14 protein-coding genes, 1 tRNA gene and 1 pseudogene are annotated in these 16273 nt (G+C 64.2%); 5 read left to right on the plus strand and 11 right to left on the minus strand.

Annotation, left to right across the window (positions count from 1 at the left end):
• Nucleotides 1-461, plus strand: a pseudogene (locus tag Q8O80_RS03575) (hypothetical protein); the annotation flags it as partial.
• A gap of 13 nt (nucleotides 462-474) precedes the next feature.
• Nucleotides 475-550 (plus strand) — tRNA-Thr (locus Q8O80_RS03580).
• 76 nt (nucleotides 551-626) lie between these two features.
• On the opposite strand, the gene Q8O80_RS03585 is transcribed toward Q8O80_RS03580, so the two are convergent.
• Both Q8O80_RS03585 and Q8O80_RS03590 read right to left on the minus strand, forming a co-directional pair.
• A complete protein-coding gene (locus Q8O80_RS03585; protein WP_305577012.1) occupies nucleotides 627-1403 on the minus strand; it encodes a hypothetical protein in 777 nt (258 codons plus the stop codon).
• A 106-nt stretch (nucleotides 1404-1509) separates the two neighbouring features.
• The gene (locus Q8O80_RS03590; RefSeq protein ID WP_305577014.1) at nucleotides 1510-3819 is read right to left on the minus strand and encodes a bifunctional diguanylate cyclase/phosphodiesterase; all 2310 of its coding nucleotides are present in this window, start codon (nucleotides 3817-3819) and stop codon (nucleotides 1510-1512) included.
• A gap of 372 nt (nucleotides 3820-4191) precedes the next feature.
• On the opposite strand from Q8O80_RS03590, the gene Q8O80_RS03595 reads away from it, so the two are divergent.
• Entirely contained in the window at nucleotides 4192-4482 is a 291-nt protein-coding gene (locus Q8O80_RS03595) for a 4a-hydroxytetrahydrobiopterin dehydratase (RefSeq protein WP_305577016.1), read from the plus strand.
• Between the two features lie 28 nt (nucleotides 4483-4510).
• Here Q8O80_RS03595 and Q8O80_RS03600 read toward each other — a convergent pair whose 3' ends face one another.
• The 3 genes from Q8O80_RS03600 to Q8O80_RS03610 are packed head-to-tail and all read right to left on the minus strand — an operon-like array spanning nucleotide 4511 to nucleotide 10303.
• Nucleotides 4511-7942: an error-prone DNA polymerase gene (locus Q8O80_RS03600; protein WP_305577018.1), complete on the minus strand. Its 3432-nt coding sequence runs from the start codon at nucleotides 7940-7942 to the stop codon at nucleotides 4511-4513.
• On the minus strand, nucleotides 7939-9612 hold the full coding sequence (locus Q8O80_RS03605) for a DNA polymerase Y family protein (protein ID WP_305577020.1): 1674 nt from the start codon (nucleotides 9610-9612) through the stop codon (nucleotides 7939-7941). Before Q8O80_RS03605 ends, Q8O80_RS03600 begins: the two co-directional genes overlap by 4 nt.
• Entirely contained in the window at nucleotides 9500-10303 is an 804-nt protein-coding gene (locus Q8O80_RS03610; protein WP_305577022.1) for a hypothetical protein, read from the minus strand. Before Q8O80_RS03610 ends, Q8O80_RS03605 begins: the two co-directional genes overlap by 113 nt.
• 248 nt (nucleotides 10304-10551) lie before the next feature.
• Between Q8O80_RS03610 and Q8O80_RS03615 the strand changes: the two genes are divergently transcribed.
• A complete protein-coding gene (locus Q8O80_RS03615; RefSeq protein WP_305577024.1) occupies nucleotides 10552-10989 on the plus strand; it encodes a TerB family tellurite resistance protein in 438 nt (145 codons plus the stop codon).
• A gap of 252 nt (nucleotides 10990-11241) precedes the next feature.
• Here Q8O80_RS03615 and Q8O80_RS03620 read toward each other — a convergent pair whose 3' ends face one another.
• Genes Q8O80_RS03620 through sdhC form a run of 5 tightly spaced genes read right to left on the minus strand, consistent with a single transcriptional unit; the run spans nucleotide 11242 to nucleotide 14954 of the window.
• Nucleotides 11242-12024 (minus strand): succinate dehydrogenase iron-sulfur subunit, encoded by a 783-nt coding sequence (locus Q8O80_RS03620; protein WP_305577026.1) that lies wholly within the window; start codon nucleotides 12022-12024, stop codon nucleotides 11242-11244.
• A 48-nt stretch (nucleotides 12025-12072) separates the two neighbouring features.
• Nucleotides 12073-12360, minus strand: coding sequence for a hypothetical protein (locus tag Q8O80_RS03625; protein WP_305577028.1), 288 nt, complete (start codon nucleotides 12358-12360; stop codon nucleotides 12073-12075).
• On the minus strand, nucleotides 12360-14171 hold the full coding sequence (sdhA, locus tag Q8O80_RS03630) for a succinate dehydrogenase flavoprotein subunit (RefSeq protein ID WP_305577030.1): 1812 nt from the start codon (nucleotides 14169-14171) through the stop codon (nucleotides 12360-12362). The genes Q8O80_RS03625 and sdhA overlap by 1 nt, the downstream gene beginning before the upstream one ends.
• Before the next feature lie 5 nt (nucleotides 14172-14176).
• Nucleotides 14177-14566: a succinate dehydrogenase, hydrophobic membrane anchor protein gene (sdhD, locus tag Q8O80_RS03635; protein ID WP_305577032.1), complete on the minus strand. Its 390-nt coding sequence runs from the start codon at nucleotides 14564-14566 to the stop codon at nucleotides 14177-14179.
• Between the two features lies 1 nt (nucleotide 14567).
• Nucleotides 14568-14954 (minus strand): succinate dehydrogenase, cytochrome b556 subunit, encoded by a 387-nt coding sequence (sdhC, locus tag Q8O80_RS03640; protein ID WP_305577034.1) that lies wholly within the window; start codon nucleotides 14952-14954, stop codon nucleotides 14568-14570.
• 291 nt (nucleotides 14955-15245) lie between these two features.
• On the opposite strand from sdhC, the gene Q8O80_RS03645 reads away from it, so the two are divergent.
• Entirely contained in the window at nucleotides 15246-15827 is a 582-nt protein-coding gene (locus Q8O80_RS03645) for an NUDIX domain-containing protein (RefSeq protein WP_305577036.1), read from the plus strand.
• 32 nt (nucleotides 15828-15859) lie between these two features.
• Here the strand turns inward: Q8O80_RS03645 and Q8O80_RS03650 are convergent, their stop codons facing one another.
• Nucleotides 15860-16066: a hypothetical protein gene (locus tag Q8O80_RS03650; RefSeq protein ID WP_305577038.1), complete on the minus strand. Its 207-nt coding sequence runs from the start codon at nucleotides 16064-16066 to the stop codon at nucleotides 15860-15862.
• Between the last annotated feature and the right edge of the window lie 207 nt (nucleotides 16067-16273).

A 16273-nucleotide genomic window follows, 5' to 3' on the forward strand; every position in this document is an offset into this window, starting at 1 on the left:
CGGGCGCTTCGGCGGTCGATCGCCTCAAGCGGATGGGTGAGATCATCGACGTGCCGCCGCCGCATCGGGCCGCCGGCATGGCTTTGGCCCGGGCGGCCATCGATGCCTATGACTGGTCGCTGGCGCGCAATGCCCTGGCCCCCTTCGAGGGACCCGAAGCCAGCCAGGGCGTCGCCAGTCTCATGGCCGAGATCGAGGAGGGTCAGAATGGCGACCAGGGCAAGGCCCGCGAATGGCTGGCCCGCGCGGTGCGGGCGCCGCGCGATCCGGCCTGGACGGCCGATGGCATGGTGAGCGATGAGTGGGAGCCGGTATCCCCGGTCACCGGGCGGCTCGATGCCTTCGAGTGGAAGGTGCCGGTGGTGACACAGATGGCGACATTGCGCCCGGGCAATGCCGAGCCAGCGCAATTGCCCGAGCAAATCGCCTTGCCTCTTGCACCGGCCCAAAACCCAACGTAAAAGGCGATCCGTTGCCGCATTAGCTCAGTTGGTAGAGCACATCATTCGTAATGATGGGGTCAGGTGTTCGAGTCACCTATGCGGCACCATTTTCCAAATACAGTCGCGACCCTGGGGCGCGATGGCTTTCGGGGTGCGGGCGGCAGTGCGCCTGGCTGTGACCCATCAGACCTGCGCGTACGCGTCAAGGGCAGCCTCATAGGCCTGGCGCGCCGAGGCGGGGACATGGAGATTGCCGGCCTTTTCCAGCTTCTGGGTGAACAATTGCTGGCGTTCGGCAGGGGTGGACAAAAAGAACGGGAAGCGCTCGGCGACGCGGGAGCGAATGGCCTCCACACTGGCCGCGAACAGGGCCACCGGAAAGTGCAGTCCAGGATAGCTGCGCGCCTCGCCCAGCGGTTCGGAGCCGAATACGCGCTTGTAGAAGGCGCCGTGTTCGGGGCGCACCAGCGCCAGGCATCGATCAGCCCCGAAATGCACCGAGGCCATGGCGGCCATGCGCAGGGTCAGAAATGGCAGCGCCGGATAGGCCAGCGAGGCTTCATGGTCGGCGGTGAAGCGGCTGGGGTCGATAAAGCTCATGCCCTGATCCAGCATGGGGCCCAGCACATCGGGGAATACCTTCATGCTGGGGGAGTGCGGACAGGCCTGGGTCAGATGGTGCAGCCGGATCGAACTGACCAGCTGGCCATCAATGTAAATGCCGAAACTCATGCCGTTGGCGGTGGCATCAAGATCGTCAATGCAGATCTCTTGGGGATTGTGATCCATGAAGCCCTCCCGCGTATAGGCGCGATAGCGCAGCCGGTAGATGGGATCATCGATCACCGAGGGGTCAACGCGCATATAGCTGACCCGGTCCAGAATATCGAGCAATGTGCCGGAGAAACGCGAGGGTTTCCCGACCCGTGCCGCCGCAGCGCCGTCGGAATCAATTGGCATGTTCTGCTCGCTGTCTCATTTTGCTGCGGGCACGGTAACCATTGATTAACCCTGGGATAAGCGGCAATGCGCGTTCTTGGTTAATGTCGGCACTTATGCGCGGGCACTAACGGGCTGTCGCCAGCCTGGCCATTGCGGGGCCTTTGGCGCCGCAACGCGTGCGCAGCAGGCTGGTCATGGCCTCCAGATCCAGCGGCTGGCCATAGACGAAGCCCTGGATCTGGTCGATTCGGGTTTGCGACAGCAGCAGGTTGAGCTGCTCCTCGGTTTCCACACCCTCGACGGTGACCTTGAGATCAAGATCCTTGCCCAATTGGGCAACATTGGCCAGCAGGCGCAACGCCTGCGGATTGGTGGTGATTTCCATTACGAAGCTGCGATCGATCTTGAGCTTGGTCAGGGGCAGGGACTGCAGATAGCTCAATGAAGAATAGCCGGTGCCGAAATCGTCGAGCGCCACGCCGATGCCACGGGCACACAGGGCCGCCAGGGCGACCGTTGCGGCCTGCTGCTCTTCGATGACGGCCGTCTCGGTGACCTCGATCTCCAGGCGATGGGCCGCCAGGCCCGAATGCTCGAGGGCATCGGTGACGATGGCTTCGACATCGCTGGCCCGGAAGTCGCGGGCCGATATGTTGACGGCCACGCAGATATCGTCCGGCCAGGTGCTGCAGTCCCGGGTTGCCTTGGCCAGGACGGCGCGCGTCAGGTCGGTAATCATGCCGGTTTCCTCGGCGATGGGAATGAACACCGCCGGTGAAATCTGGCCGTGTTCGGGATGATTCCAGCGGGCCAGAGCCTCGCATCCGACAATCTTGTCCTGTCGCGGATCAATCACAGCCTGATAGACCAGCGTTACCTGGTCGTCGGCAATGGCCTGTTTGAGGTCGGCCTTCAGTTGCTGGCGCAACCGATAGTCGGTGTCCATCTGATCGTGGAACTGCACGACCATGGCCTTGCCCCCGCTCTTGGCGGCACTGATGGCCAGATCCGCCTTGACCATCATATTGTCCAGATCATCATCGGGATTGTCGCTGATCACCAGACCGATACTGACATCGACGGCCAGCTTCCGGTCCGGGATGTGCATGTCAGCGGCCAGAATGGTGAACACGCGCTGGGATTGTTCCGCCAGCACTTCAGGCGAGGCGCCATCGGCACGGAAGGCGATGAACTCATCGCCACCCAGGCGGGCACAAATGGTGGGGGCGCCAAAGGCCCGAGGCAGGCGACGACCCAATTCGGCCAGGACCGCGTCGCCAGCGATGTGGCCCATGGTATCGTTGATATGCTTGAAATCATCGACATCGACGATCCATAGCGCCGCATGGACAGGCTTTCCCTTGGTGCGCCGCTTATGCAAAGCCAGTTTGACCTGTTCGGAAAAATGGGCGCGATTGGACAGCCCCGTCAGTTCATCATGCCGCGCCATATGCGCGATGCGTTCCTCGGCAATAATCCGGGTGGAAACGTCCTCGAACAGCAGCACCGTCTTGGTGCGGCGCGAGGAGACCGAGATTTCGAAGTACTGATAGGGATCGACGGCGAGCAGCAGCTTGCCGCTGGCGCGGGTATTGATCAGGTCGCGCAATTGATCGTAGGCGGCCTGCGGCATGCTGCTATTGGCCAGGGCCACATCGAACAGGTCGCTGGCCGGACGCCCGACCCAGCCATCGGCACCGCCCAGGTCGAAGGCATCGAGGGCGCGACCATTGGCCACTTCAATGATGCAGTCGCTGTCGAGCATGAGCAGGCCATGCTCGAGTGTGGTCAGGGCCGTGTCGAGTTGGCTTGCCAGTTGCGAGGCGGCAATCCGGCCATGCACGGCGCGCAGCAGAATATCGCGTGCATTGCCGGCGATGCCACGCAAGCTGGCAAAGAACGGCAGGAGCAGCAGGGTCAGCAGCGCATAATACAGATTGCCGACCAGCAGCAGGCCAAGCGCCAGTGGCACGGCGATCAGCAGCACCTGGATGGTCATCAGCCGGTCAATGGCAAAGTTCCGCTGCGATACACCCACCAGAACCGAGACCGAGACCGAGGCGGCCGTCAATTCGGCAAAGGCGTCGCCAATCAGCCAGAAGCTGACCAGGCACCAGGTGCCATAAACCAGGGCGATGGCAGCGGCGCCCACAGTGGCCCGTATTTCCCAGTGCAGCGCCAGCTGTACATCGGTATCGGACAATTCTGTCGCCTCGAAGGCCCGCATGTCGGCATAGCGCAGCAGGCCGACCAGAATGAACAGGCCGACAAACACCCCCAGCAGAACGGACCCGGCTTCCAGCGCGGCGACTGCAGCGGCCAGCGCAGATCCAAAGGCGCCAAGCAGCATGGAGCGCCGGTCCTGGTAAAGCGAGCGGATCATCGACACATAGTCGACTGGCGGCAAAATCTTATGGGCGTCTTGGAAGACCATTGCCCGTCCTGTCTGAATTATCTTTGCTGACCATGGTCTGGATCGGTTGGGTCTGGATCGTCGCGGTGAATGAATGGGTGGGAGCACGGCATGCTCTGCCAACGTGTTGTGGCGCAGAGTTAATTCCGGGCCGTTAAGATGGCCTTGCGGGACAGCAGAATGGGGCCGGTGCAGGGGTGATTCCACAAAAAACAGTGAATCTGCGGTTAACATCGCGGGGGCCGGTTGGCGCATGGGCGCGCTGCTGTGCTCAGCAGTGGCGGCGGCGGGCGTGACGCCGGATCGGGGTCCGGCGCGTCCCGATTGCCTTGGAAGTGTCGCTTTGCGCTTCTATCGCTGTGGGCATCAACGGCATGGCAAAGGGTGCGAAAAATGGTCGACAGACTGGGTGAGAGTGAACGCGAGAAGGGCCTGGGCGAGCTCAATGGCTGGGTCTATGACGCGGCGACGGGCGCCATCAGCCATGTGTTCAAGTTCAAGAATTTTTCCGAGGCATTCGGCTTCATGAGCCGGGTGGCGCTGGCGGCAGAACAGGCGGGTCACCATCCCGACTGGTCCAATAGCTACAATAGCGTCACGGTGACGCTGACCACCCATGACGCCGGCGGGCTGAGCGTCAGGGATATCAGCCTGGCCAAGGCCATCGACGCCATTGTGGCCTGACGCCTGTCGCCGCGCTGAACCCCGGCCTTTAGTGGAAATTGCGTCCTTCGGGCAGGGCGGCAAAGGCGGCGCGGCGGGCTTTTTCGATTTCCAGCATCGCCTTGTGGTCGCGGCCGGGCTGCGGGCCCGAGCGCCCCTCATCGCCGCGCGCCAGCATCCTGTCGCCAATGTCCTGGCCATGGGCGAGGTCGAGCAGGTGATGGGTCAGGTCGGCGAGCTGCTCGGCAATGATGTGCACCACCAGCCCCTCGCGCTGCAGCTGCCCGCGCACAGCCAGGAGCCGCGCGCCCAGCACGGTCCTGCGGTTGGCTTCGAACACCTTGGGCCAGATGACGATATTGGCGACGCCGGTTTCGTCTTCTAGCGTGGCAAAGATCACCCCGCTGGCCGTGCCGGGGCGCTGGCGCACCAGCACCAGCCCGGCCACTTCGATGCGGCTGCCGGGTTTGACGCTGAGCAATTGATCGGCGCGGGTGACGCGGCGCGCCTGCAAAATGGGCCGGATAAACTGCAGCGGATGGCCCTTGAGCGAGAAGGAGAGGGTGGAATAGTCGTGGATCACTTCCTCGCCGGGCAGCATTTTGGGCAGGCCGGTCTCCCGGTCAGCCTCGGTCCCGACGCTGCCGGCAGCAACAAACAGGGGCAGCGTATCGGCGCCATGGGTGCCGATCAGGCCCTTGACCGCCCAGAGCGCCTCGCGGCGGGACAGGCCGAGCGAGGCGAAGGCGTCGGCGCGGGCGAGCTTTTCCAGCGCCGCAATCGGCACCTGGGTGCGCAGCCAGAGGTCGCGCACTGAATCATAGCCAGCGCCCCGCCGCGCCGCGATGCGGTTGATATCGGCCTCGGCCAGCCCCACGATCTGCGACAGGCCGAGCCGGATCGCGTGGGTGGCATGGATATGGCTGGCCATGGATTGATGCTGGGGCCAGAGCTGCGTGCTGGCGGGGCGGCTGCCGGTTTCCAGCACGCATTCCAGATCGGACAGGTTCACATCGACCGCGCGCACTTCCACACCATGTTCCACGGCGTCGCGAATGATCTGGGAGGGGGCATAAAACCCCATGGGCTGGCTGTTGAGCAGGGCGGTGGCAAACACGTCGGGATAGTGGCATTTCAGCCAGCACGAGGCATAGACCAATAGGGCAAACGAGGCCGCATGGCTTTCGGGAAAGCCATATTCGGCAAAGCCCTGGATCTGGGCAAAGCAGTTCTTGGCGAACGTTTCGGGATAGCCATTGGCCAGCATGCCGGCGATGAATTCGGTGCCAAACTGGGCAATGCGGCCGGTGCGGCGCCAGGCGGCCATGGCGCGGCGCAGGCTGTCGGCCTTGCCCGGGGAAAAGCCGGCCCCGACAATGGCGATCTGCATGGCCTGTTCCTGAAACAGCGGAATGCCCAGAGTGCGCCCGAGCACGTCCCTGAGCCTGTCATCGTGATAGTCTGCTTTCTCCAGGCCCTGGCGGCGGCGCAGATAGGGATGGACCATATTGCCCTGGATCGGGCCGGGCCGGACAATGGCCACCTCGATCACCAGATCGTAGAATTTCTCCGGCCTGAGGCGCGGCAGCATGCTCATCTGTGCCCGGCTTTCGATCTGGAACACCCCCAGCGTGTCGGCGCGCTGGATCATGGCGTAAACCTCGGCCTTTCTGGACTGGTCCTTGTCGACTTCTTCGCTCAGCAGATCGACCAGCGCCAGCGACCGGCCATAATGGGTCTGCATCAGCTCAAAGGCCCGGCGCAGGCAGCTGAGCATGCCCAGGGCCAGCACATCGACCTTGAGAATGGCCAGCGCGGCAATGTCGTCCTTGTTCCATTCAATGATGGTGCGGCTGTCCATGGCGGTCCTGGAGATCGGCACCAGGCTTTCCAGCGAATCGCGGGTGATGACGAAGCCGCCGACATGCTGGGACAGGTGACGGGGAAAGCCGCGCAGCACCTTGACCACCTCGAACAGCTGCGCCAGCACCGGGTCATCGGGGCTCAACCCGATAGTGCTCAGCTCGGCCGGATCGAGCCGCGCGCCGCCGCCCCAGCGCAGGCCATTCAGCGCGGTCACGGTATCGTCGGAGACGCCGAACACCTTGGCGGTTTCGCGCATCGCCGATTTGGCGCGATAGGTGATGACATTGGCCGTCAGCCCGGTGCGCCTGCCGCCATATTTGGCATAGATATAGGCCATCACCTCCTCGCGCCGTTCATGCTCGAAATCGACGTCGATATCGGGCGGCTCGTCGCGCTCGGTGGAGATGAAGCGGCCAAAGACCAGCGAACTGGTCTCGGGGTCGACCTCGGTGATTTCCAGACAAAAGCAGACCGTGGAATTGGCGGCCGAGCCGCGCCCCTGGCACAATATCTTGCGCTGGTGGCGGGCAAACATGACGATGTCATGCACGGTCAGGAAATAGGCGGCGTAGCGCTTGTAGCCAATCAGGCAGAGCTCGGACCAGATGGCGCGCTTGGTCTTGTCCGAGACCCCCTGCGGATAGCGCCTGGCGGCCCCGACCCAGGCCAGCCGCTCCAGTGTCTGCTGGGCGGTTTCGCCATTGCCGATGGTTTCTTCGGGGTAGTTGTATTTCAGCTGGTCGAGTGAAAACTCGATGCGCGCGAGCAGGCTTTGCGTCTGGGTGATGGCGTCGGGATAGTCGGCGAACAGCCGGGCCATTTCGCGCGGCGGCTTGAGGTGGCGCTCGGCATTGGCCGCCAGCTGCCAGCCCGCGGTATCGAGCGTCAGATGCTGGCGGATACAGGTCACCACATCCTGCACCACGCGGCGGCTGGCGTGGTGATAGTGCACATCATTGCTGGCCAGCATCGGGGCGTTGTGCCGCTTGCCCAATTGATCGATGCGGTTGAGGCGGGCCCGGTCCTGGCCATCAAAGCGCACCGCGCCGGCTACCCAGACGCGACCGGGCGCCTCCCTGCCCAGCCGGTCCAGCACCTGCTCGGTCCGTCCCCAATCGGTCTCATCGGGGATGAGAATGAACATCTGCCCCTGCGCATAACTGCCGCCCGGGTCCGGTTCGGTCGCGGCGGCGCCAAACAGATCGGCGAAATAGAGGACCGGCCTGCCCTTGTCGCCGCGCTGATTGCCCAGAGTGAGCAATTGGCAGAGCCGCCCATAGGCCAGTCGCGTGCCGGGATAGGCGACAATGTCAGGCGTACCGTCGGCAAAGCACAGCCGGACCCCCACCAGATAGCGGAAGTCCGGCGGCATGCTGGCCATGTCGCGGGCAGCCACATAGCCGCGCACCACGCCGGCAAAGCTGTTGCGATCGGTCAGGCCAAAGCCGGAAAGACCCAGGCTGGCGGCGGTATTGACCAGTTCCTCGGGGTGCGAGCCGCCATGCAGAAAGGAAAAATTGCTGGTCGACACCAGTTCGGCAAAGGCCGGCGCCGGCGGCAGCGGCGCGCGCGTGGCTTCGGCTGGAGCCTGCATCAGGGTGACCAGATCGCTCATGCGAACAGCCCGTGCAGATACCAGACCGGGCTGGCATCGGGGTGGTACAGCCCCTCGCGGAAAATCCAGAAGCGGCGGCCCATGGCGTCTTCGGCGATGTAATAATCGCGGGTTACGGCAGACGGGTTGAAGCGCTCAAGCCGGGGCACATGGGGCGGGGGCCTCGGGGTTTCGCCGGGCTTGGCCGGCCTGGGCGGCTCGGGCGGGACCAGCTGCAGGCGCTGGCCGCTGCGCCACCATTCGGCGCCCAGCCGTTCGGGGCCCGAGGCCCTGGTGATGCGATAGCTGATGCGGCGCCAGATCATCGAGGCGGGCAGCCCGTCGGGCACTTCGGCATTGATGGCAATGGGTTCGGGCACCGGCAACAGACGCAGGGGCCGGACCCGATCGGGGCCCGGTTCGGTTTTGGGGCCGGCGGCATGGACCATGGCCGGCACCAGTCGGGCGGCGCGTTCGGGAATATGGGTGGCGACGAACTGGGTGCGCAGCACCGCCATGGCGCCGAGCCGGCTGCTCATGCGGTCCTGCAGCTGGGCCAGATCGTCGGTGCCGTCCGGGGTGGCGAAGGCGCCCAGTTGCGTGCCGTCGAGCTTGTCGACCGAACTGACCGCCAGGCGGATCATGTCGATGCCGAAGCCGGCGTCATATTCGCCGGCGAGCCGTTCGGCGCGGTGGGAGAACAGCTTGGCGATATGGTCGGGGTCGCGGCTCGGCCGGGCCGAATTGACCGAGAGCGTCATCACCTTGTGGTCGACGCGATAGAGAAACAGGTGAAAGGCCTGCGCCCCCAGCCCCTCGGCCTCGAGCCGCAGGCCGAGCTGGATGGCCAGATCACGGGTGGTCATCAACACATCGTCGAGCAGGCCGATCGGGTCGGGGAAGCGCCGTTCGGCATAGCGCTCGGCCAGAGGCAGGCGCGGCGTCAGGCGCTCTTCGAGCATGCCATAGGCCTGGTCGAGCCGGGTCAGCAGGCTCAGGCCAAAGCGGGCCTGTAGCGGCTTGCGCTCGCGCGGGCGCAGGGGGGCCAGCGTGGTCAGCCCCATCTGGGTGAGGCCCGCGATCTGCTCGGGGGTCAGGCGCAGGGCGCCAACCGGCAGGGCGTCCAGCACCTGGGCCAGATCGGTGTCCGCCACCACCTGGCTGCGGGCGAAATGGCTGACTGCCCAGGCCGCGCCGATGGTGGGGGCGATGGCCCCGGCCACGCTATAGCCGAGCGCCCGCAGGCGCGCGAGCAGGGTGCGCAACATGGCGTGTTCGCCACCGAACAGGTGGGCGACCCCGGTAATGTCGAGCACCAGATCGCCAAAGGCGCTGACATCGCCCAGCACCGCCACCAGTGGGCTGGCATTGGAATGCCAGTCGGCAAAATCGGCAAAGGCGGCGGTGAGCAGGGGGCGGTCGATTTCGCGCGCCGTCATTTCGGGCAGCATGGCGCGGGCATCGGCCAGGTTCTGTCCGAGCCGCAGCCCGGCCTGGGCCGCCTGCGGGTTCATGGCGGCCAGCCGCAGCCCGCCCTTGATGCGTTCATACAGCACCAGCGGGCCGCTCAGGCCCGGTTCACGCCGTTGCAGGTCGTCGGTGGGCCAATGGGGCAGGAACAGGGCCAGAAAGCGCCGCGTCGGCAGCAGGGAACAGGGCGCGGTTGGCCGCGTCGCGGATGATGAAACCATGATGTGTCCAGCCCAGAAGCCAATGGGTTTGCTGATTGTCGAGAATCCCCTTCTCCAATTGCGCCTGCCAGCGCGGGGCGCCCGGCGCCAGGGCGTCAAAGCGCCTTGTGGCACTCAGGGCAGGGGTGATGCGCCAGCGCAGATGCGCTGCGCTGGCCTCGCGCCCGGTGCCATAGCGCAGCAGCAGCATGGAGGCGCCGGCGCTGGCGCTGCGCAGGCCCAGCCGGCGGCTGGCGGTGAAATCGAGCAGCTTGTGCTGGCCGGCAATATCGGCGACCACGGCGGCCACGGCGCGGCAGGCAATCGCCTCTTCGGCGGCCCAGAGCAGTTCGGTCATATTGGCGACCCGCACCAGCACCAGTGCTGCCGGGTCAAAACCAAAGCTGAGCAGGCCGGGGCCATAGGGCAGGCCCATTTCCTGAGCCTCGTGCGCCAGCTGCAGATAGATCACGGCCGGACGCGACGGCGTGAGCAGGCTGCGGGCCTGACCCAGGGCAAAGCCGAGCGCGGCGCCGGCATGGCGGCGCTCATCGGTAAAGACTTCCTGCAGCAGGCCCCCGGCAGGCAGCGGAAAGCCCGCCCCATCGGCCTGCAGCAGCGGGCGTGCCTCAGCCAGCGCCGGTTTGCGCTCAATATCGGCAATGGCATCCCGCAGCGCCGCAAGGCGCTGCTGGCGATCTGGCGTGCCCATGGGCAACGGCCTTTCTATGCGAACAAACAGAGAACAAGTAGACTCCGATTCCGGCCGGAGTCGAGTCCTTTTTCGGCGCGGTGACCCCCGATGAGTGTGGCTGTTGCGCACCAGGGCCGGTCAAGAGCGCGTGAGGGGGGCAGGTGTTGCTTGAGGAAACGGCCAGGATCGCTAAGTCTGAGGCGCCTGCCCTCCCGGCGCCAAACCCATTGCTGTTCCTGTCGTCCCGCGAAAAGAGGCTCGCCGCCATGTTCGAGGCCATTACCCGCCTGTTCAACAAACCCGAAGCGCTGGACAGCCGCGACCCTAAACTGTCGGTGGCGGCGCTGCTGGTGCATCTGGCGGCGGTGGACGGCCAGATGAGCGATGCCGAGCGGGGCACCATCAAGGGTGCGCTGATGGATCACTATGAGCTCGATGAAGGCGCGGTCGAGCAGCTGATCAAGGCGGCAGCATTGCGCGATGCCGAGGCGGTGGACCTCTACAGGTTCACCTCAAGCCTGTCCTCGCTGGAGCTGGCCGACCGGCTGGAAATCATCCGCATGATGTGGACAGTGGTGTTTGCCGACAGCAAGAACCACGAGCTGGAAGACAATATGGTCTGGCGCGTGGCCGAGCTGATCGGCGTCTCCAGTCGGGACCGCACCCTTCTGCGCCAACAGATCGGCCGCGCCGAACAGGCTTGATGGCGTCCTCTGGGGGCTCTGGCTTTCCAGTCGTCTCCCTCCCCCCTGTGGGGAGGGATCAAGGGTGGGGGTGTCACGGCATCTGGCATGCGGAACCACCCCCCACCCGGCTCGATCACGGACTTAGCCAATGCCAAGTCTTAATCTCGGCCAAGTCTTATCTCGGCCAAGTCCTATCTCGGCTAAGTCCTATCTCGCTGTCCCTCCCCACAGGGGGGAGGGAGGCCGACTGATAGTCTTTGGTTTGCCCCGCTAGGCCGCCTTGCGTTCGACCATCATCTTCTTGATCTGGGCGATGGCCTTGGCCGGGTTCAGGCCCTTGGGGCAGGCCTTGGAGCAGTTCATGATGGTATGGCAGCGATAGAGCTTGAAGGGGTCCTCAAGGTTGTCGAGGCGCTCCTGGGTGGTCTCGTCGCGGCTGTCGATCAGCCAGCGATAGGCCTGCAACAGGGCGGCGGGGCCGAGATATTTGTCGCCATTCCACCAATAGGACGGGCATGAGGTCGAGCAGCAGGCGCACAGAATGCACTCATAGAGACCATCGAGCTGGGCGCGCTGGGGACTGGTCTGGGTCCACTCCTTCTCGGGCGCAGGTGTGGTGGTCTTGAGCCAGGGCTCAATGGCGCGATGCTGGGCATAGAAGGTGGTGAGGTCGGGCACCAGATCCTTGACCACCGGCATGTGCGGCAGGGGGTAGATCTTGATCGGGCCGGCGCTGTCGCCCATGCCCTTGGTGCAGGCCAGGGTGTTGAGCCCGTTGATGTTCATCGAACAGGAGCCGCAAATGCCCTCGCGGCAGCTTCGGCGCAGGGTCAGCGTGGCGTCGACCTTGTTCTTGATCCACAGCAGACCATCCAGAATCATCGGGCCGCAATCGTCGAGGTCGACGAAATAGGTGTCGATGCGCGGATTGGCCCCACTTTCGGGGTCATAGCGATAGATGTGGAACTCGCGCAGCCGCTGGGCATTGGCTGGCTTGGGCCAGGTCTTGCCCTTGGCTGGCCGGTCGGCCTTGGGGAGCATCAGTTCGACCATGTCTTCGGTCTTCCTTCTCAATACACGCCGGTCAACCAGCGCGACATCCTAATAGTCCGGCTTGCAGACCTGGTTGGATTTGGCGACGTAGGTGTTGTAGGCGACAAAATCGGTGGAGGCCGGGGTGCCGCCCCGCATCGAGGCGATCACCACGCCCATGAAGCGCTCATCGATCAGCGTCATGGCCGCCTTGGCCTTGCAGGCACACAGTGTTTCGTTGTCGGCGATGCCCATGCAGACGGCATAGAACTCGTCCTTCTGCGCGGCTGTTGGTGGCGCCGCCAAGGCGGGTCCACTCAACAGTCCGGCAAGAGCAAGGATCAGCGCCCACCGCATCAGTATACCCGTGCCTTGGGGGCGATCTTTTTGAGGTCGATGCCGCCTTCGCTTTCGGCCGTCAGCGGATCGACATGCACCGGCCGATAGCCGAGCCTGACGGCACCGGTGTCGCTATCGATCCAGCTCAATGTGTGCTTGCGCCAATTGGTATCGTCGCGACTGGGGAAATCTTCGCGGGCGTGGGCGCCACGGCTCTCATGGCGGGCTTCGGCCGAGACCACGGTGGTCATGGCATTGGCCATCAGATTTTCCAGCTCCAGCGTTTCCACCAGATCTGAGTTCCAGATCAGCGAGCGGTCGGTGACGGCAATGTCCTTGAGTTGACCGTAGATTTCGCCAATTGCCTTGACGCCGGACTGCAGCGTTTCTGCGGTGCGGAACACGGCTGCATTGCGCTGCATGGTGTGCTGCATGGCGTCGCGAACCACGGCGGTGGGCTTGGAGCCGGCAGCGTTGCGCAGGCGATCGAAGCGGGCCAGGATCTTGTCGTCCTGGCTCTTGTTGATGGCCGGGATCGGCGCGTCGCGGTCCATCACCTTGCCGGCGCGGATGGCGGCGGCGCGGCCGAAGACCACCAGATCTGTGAGCGAATTGGAGCCGAGACGATTGGCGCCATGCACCGAGGCGCAGGCGGCCTCGCCCACGGCCATCAGGCCGGGCACGATGGCGTCGGGATTGTCCGGCGTCGGGTTGAGCACTTCGCCATGATAATTGGCGGGGATGCCGCCCATATTGTAGTGCACGGTGGGAATGACCGGGATCGGCTCGCGCGTCAGATCGACACCGGCAAAGATCTTGGCGCTTTCGGTGATGCCGGGCAGGCGCACTGCCAGCACCGCGGGATCAAGATGATCGAGGTGCAGGTAGATATGGTCCGTCTTGGGACCAACGCCGCGGCCTTCGCGGATTTCCAGCGTCATGCAGCGCGATACCACGTCGCGGCTGGCCAGATCCTTGGCATTGGGGGCATAGCGCTCCATGAAGCGCTCGCCTTCCGAATTGGTCAGATAGCCGCCTTCGCCGCGGGCGCCTTCGGTGATCAGCACGCCGGCGCCATAAATGCCGGTGGGATGGAACTGCACAAATTCCATGTCCTGCAGCGGCAGGCCGGCCCGGGCCACCATGCCATTGCCGTCGCCGGTGCAGGTATGGGCCGAGGTCGCCGAAAAGAACGAGCGGCCGTAACCACCGGTCGCCAGCACCGTGGTCTTGGCGCGGAAGCGATGCAGCGTGCCGTCATCGAGCTTCCAGGCGATCACCCCTTCGCAGGCGCCATCCGCGCCCATGATCAGGTCGAGCGCGAAATATTCGACATAGAATTCGGCATTGTGGCGCAGGCTCTGGCCATAAAGCGTGTGCAGCATGGCGTGGCCGGTGCGGTCGGCAGCGGCGCAGGTGCGCTGCACCGGTGGGCCATCGCCGAATTCGGTCATGTGGCCGCCAAACGGGCGCTGATAGATCTTGCCGTCTTCGGTGCGCGAAAACGGCATGCCGTAGTGCTCAAGCTCATAGATGGCGGCCGGCGCCTCGCGCGCCAGATATTCCATGGCGTCATTGTCGCCGAGCCAGTCCGACCCCTTGACGGTGTCGTACATGTGCCATTTCCAGCTGTCGGGGCCCATGTTCTGCAAGGATGCGGCGATGCCGCCCTGCGCCGCGACCGTGTGGCTGCGGGTGGGGAAGACCTTGGTGATGCAGGCGGTGCGCAGGCCCTGTTCGGCCATGCCCAGGGTGGCGCGGAGGCCCGCGCCGCCGGCGCCCACCACCACCACGTCATATTCGTGGTCGATGAGTTCGTATTGCGCCATGGTCACTAACCCCAGAAGACGAGCTTGAGAATGGCGGCCACGCCGGCCACCGCGATGAGGATGCAGAACGCGGTGTTGAGCATCATGTAGCGCTGGTAGGCGGCGCCGTGGAAATAGTCTTCCAGCGTGTCGCGCATGCCATTGCGCATGTGAATGGTGACGACCAGAAGCAGCGCCGCGAGCGGCAGGCCGACCCAGGCATTGCCAATGGTAGCCACCATGTCGGGGCGGTCCTGGCCGGCCAGGCGCAGCACGATGAAGGCCAGAAAGCCGACAAAGACGATATTGATCGCGCCGGTCAGCCGCTGGGTGATGAAATGGCGGGTCGAGGCCTTGGCATCGCCGTAGCGGGAGGTCGGATTGGCGATGACGGCGTCAGGAATACGGTCGGTCATATCAGCCCACCCACACAAAAATGGTCCAGACCAGCAGGGTCAGCACAATCGAGCCCACCAGATTGGCCCAGGCCAGGGCTTCGCGCTTGCCGGGCTCCATGCCGATGATGACATCCCAGATGAAGTGGCGGATGCCGCCCAGCATGTGATGCAGAATGGCCCAGGTATAGGCAAACAGCACCAGCTGGCCAAACCAGCTGCCAAACAGGTCATTGACCGGATTGAGCGCCTGCTGGCTGATCGCGGCGGCGCCGAGCCAGAGCACCAGCAGCGCCGTGCCGGCATAAAGGGCAATGCCGGTGGCGCGATGGGCGATCGACATCGTCATCGTGATGGTCCAGCGATAGATCTGGATATGGGGAGAAAGCGGGCGGGATCGAACCGTCATGAGGCCTCGCTGGCGGGCGGAAATCACCGCCGCAGTTTGGAATGGTTCGAGTCTTCTAGACCCCAAAGGTTACAAAATCAAAGCGGTTAACCGCCCTTGGCCTGCTACTTTTGGCGATAAGCGAACTTTGTTCGTATAGCGCACCCAATGTGCGCGTTTCGCAAAGTCTGGGCCGCCTGCGCCGGCGCGCCGCGGCAGTGCAAGGGGGCAATAACGCCATGACGGGCCAACATGGCTGGCGCCAGCGGCAGATTTGCGCCATAGCGCCGGCACAGAATCTGGGGAGACCGCATGTCCAGCAAGGTCAAGATCAATCGCGTGACCAAGCTCAGCCACAATTGGGGGCGCTTCGACAATTACGAGGTGACGCACGGCAGGCGCGACGGCAGCGAGCAGACGGTGACGCGCGAGGTCTATGACCATGGCAGCGCCGCGGCCGTCCTGCTCTATGCGCCACAGGCGCGCACGGTGATCCTGACCCGGCAGTTCCGCCTGCCGCCCTATCTCAATGGCGATCCGGCCTGGCTGATCGAAGTGCCGGCGGGCCTGCTGGATGGTGAGGCGCCCGCGCTTGCGGCGCAGCGCGAGGCGCTGGAAGAAACCGGCTATGCGGGCGAGGATCTGGTCCTGCTGTGCAATGTCTATATGAGCCCGGGGTCGCTGACCGAGAAATGCGCCTGCTATCTGGGCCGCTATACGCCGGGCCAGCAGGCCCATCAGGGTGGTGGCCTGGCGGCCGAGGGCGAGGACATCGAAGTGCTCGAGCTGGACCTCGATCAGGCGCTGGCGATGATCGAGGCCGGTGACATCGCCGATGCCAAAACCGTTCTGCTGCTGCAGGCGCTGGCACTCCGGCTGGCGGCAGGCCTGTAGTCCGGCCCGACGCGCCACCACCATTGATCGCGTTATTGGATTTCAGCGGCGGCCTTGCTCGCGCGCGTCGTCATGACATTGTTGACGATTATCCCGACAATGACCGCTCCAAAGAGCTTTACGGCGCCCATCAGCGCCGGCTCAAACTGGACGTACTGAAAGACAAGTCCGCACAGTCCCCAAAACAGGAGAAATGCGACAATAGCGCAAACAAGGGGAATAACGTGCTTCTTGAACATAGACCAACCGTCCTGGAAAGTGCCTGCAAAGGCCCCTGGCTAGCATTGCGCCTGTTTAACAGCCGTAAATTCCCGCGCCCCGAACGCCGGCCTAATAATCGCTCAGCGGCTTGTCGGGATCATAGGGCTGATCCTTGGCCGCGCGGGTGACGGCCTGGCCGGCCCGCATTTTCTTGCTGTGCGAGTCAAAGGCATAGGTCGGCCCGC

This window comes from Devosia sp. (assembly GCF_030689745.1).
Classification (GTDB): domain Bacteria; phylum Pseudomonadota; class Alphaproteobacteria; order Rhizobiales; family Devosiaceae; genus Devosia; species Devosia alba.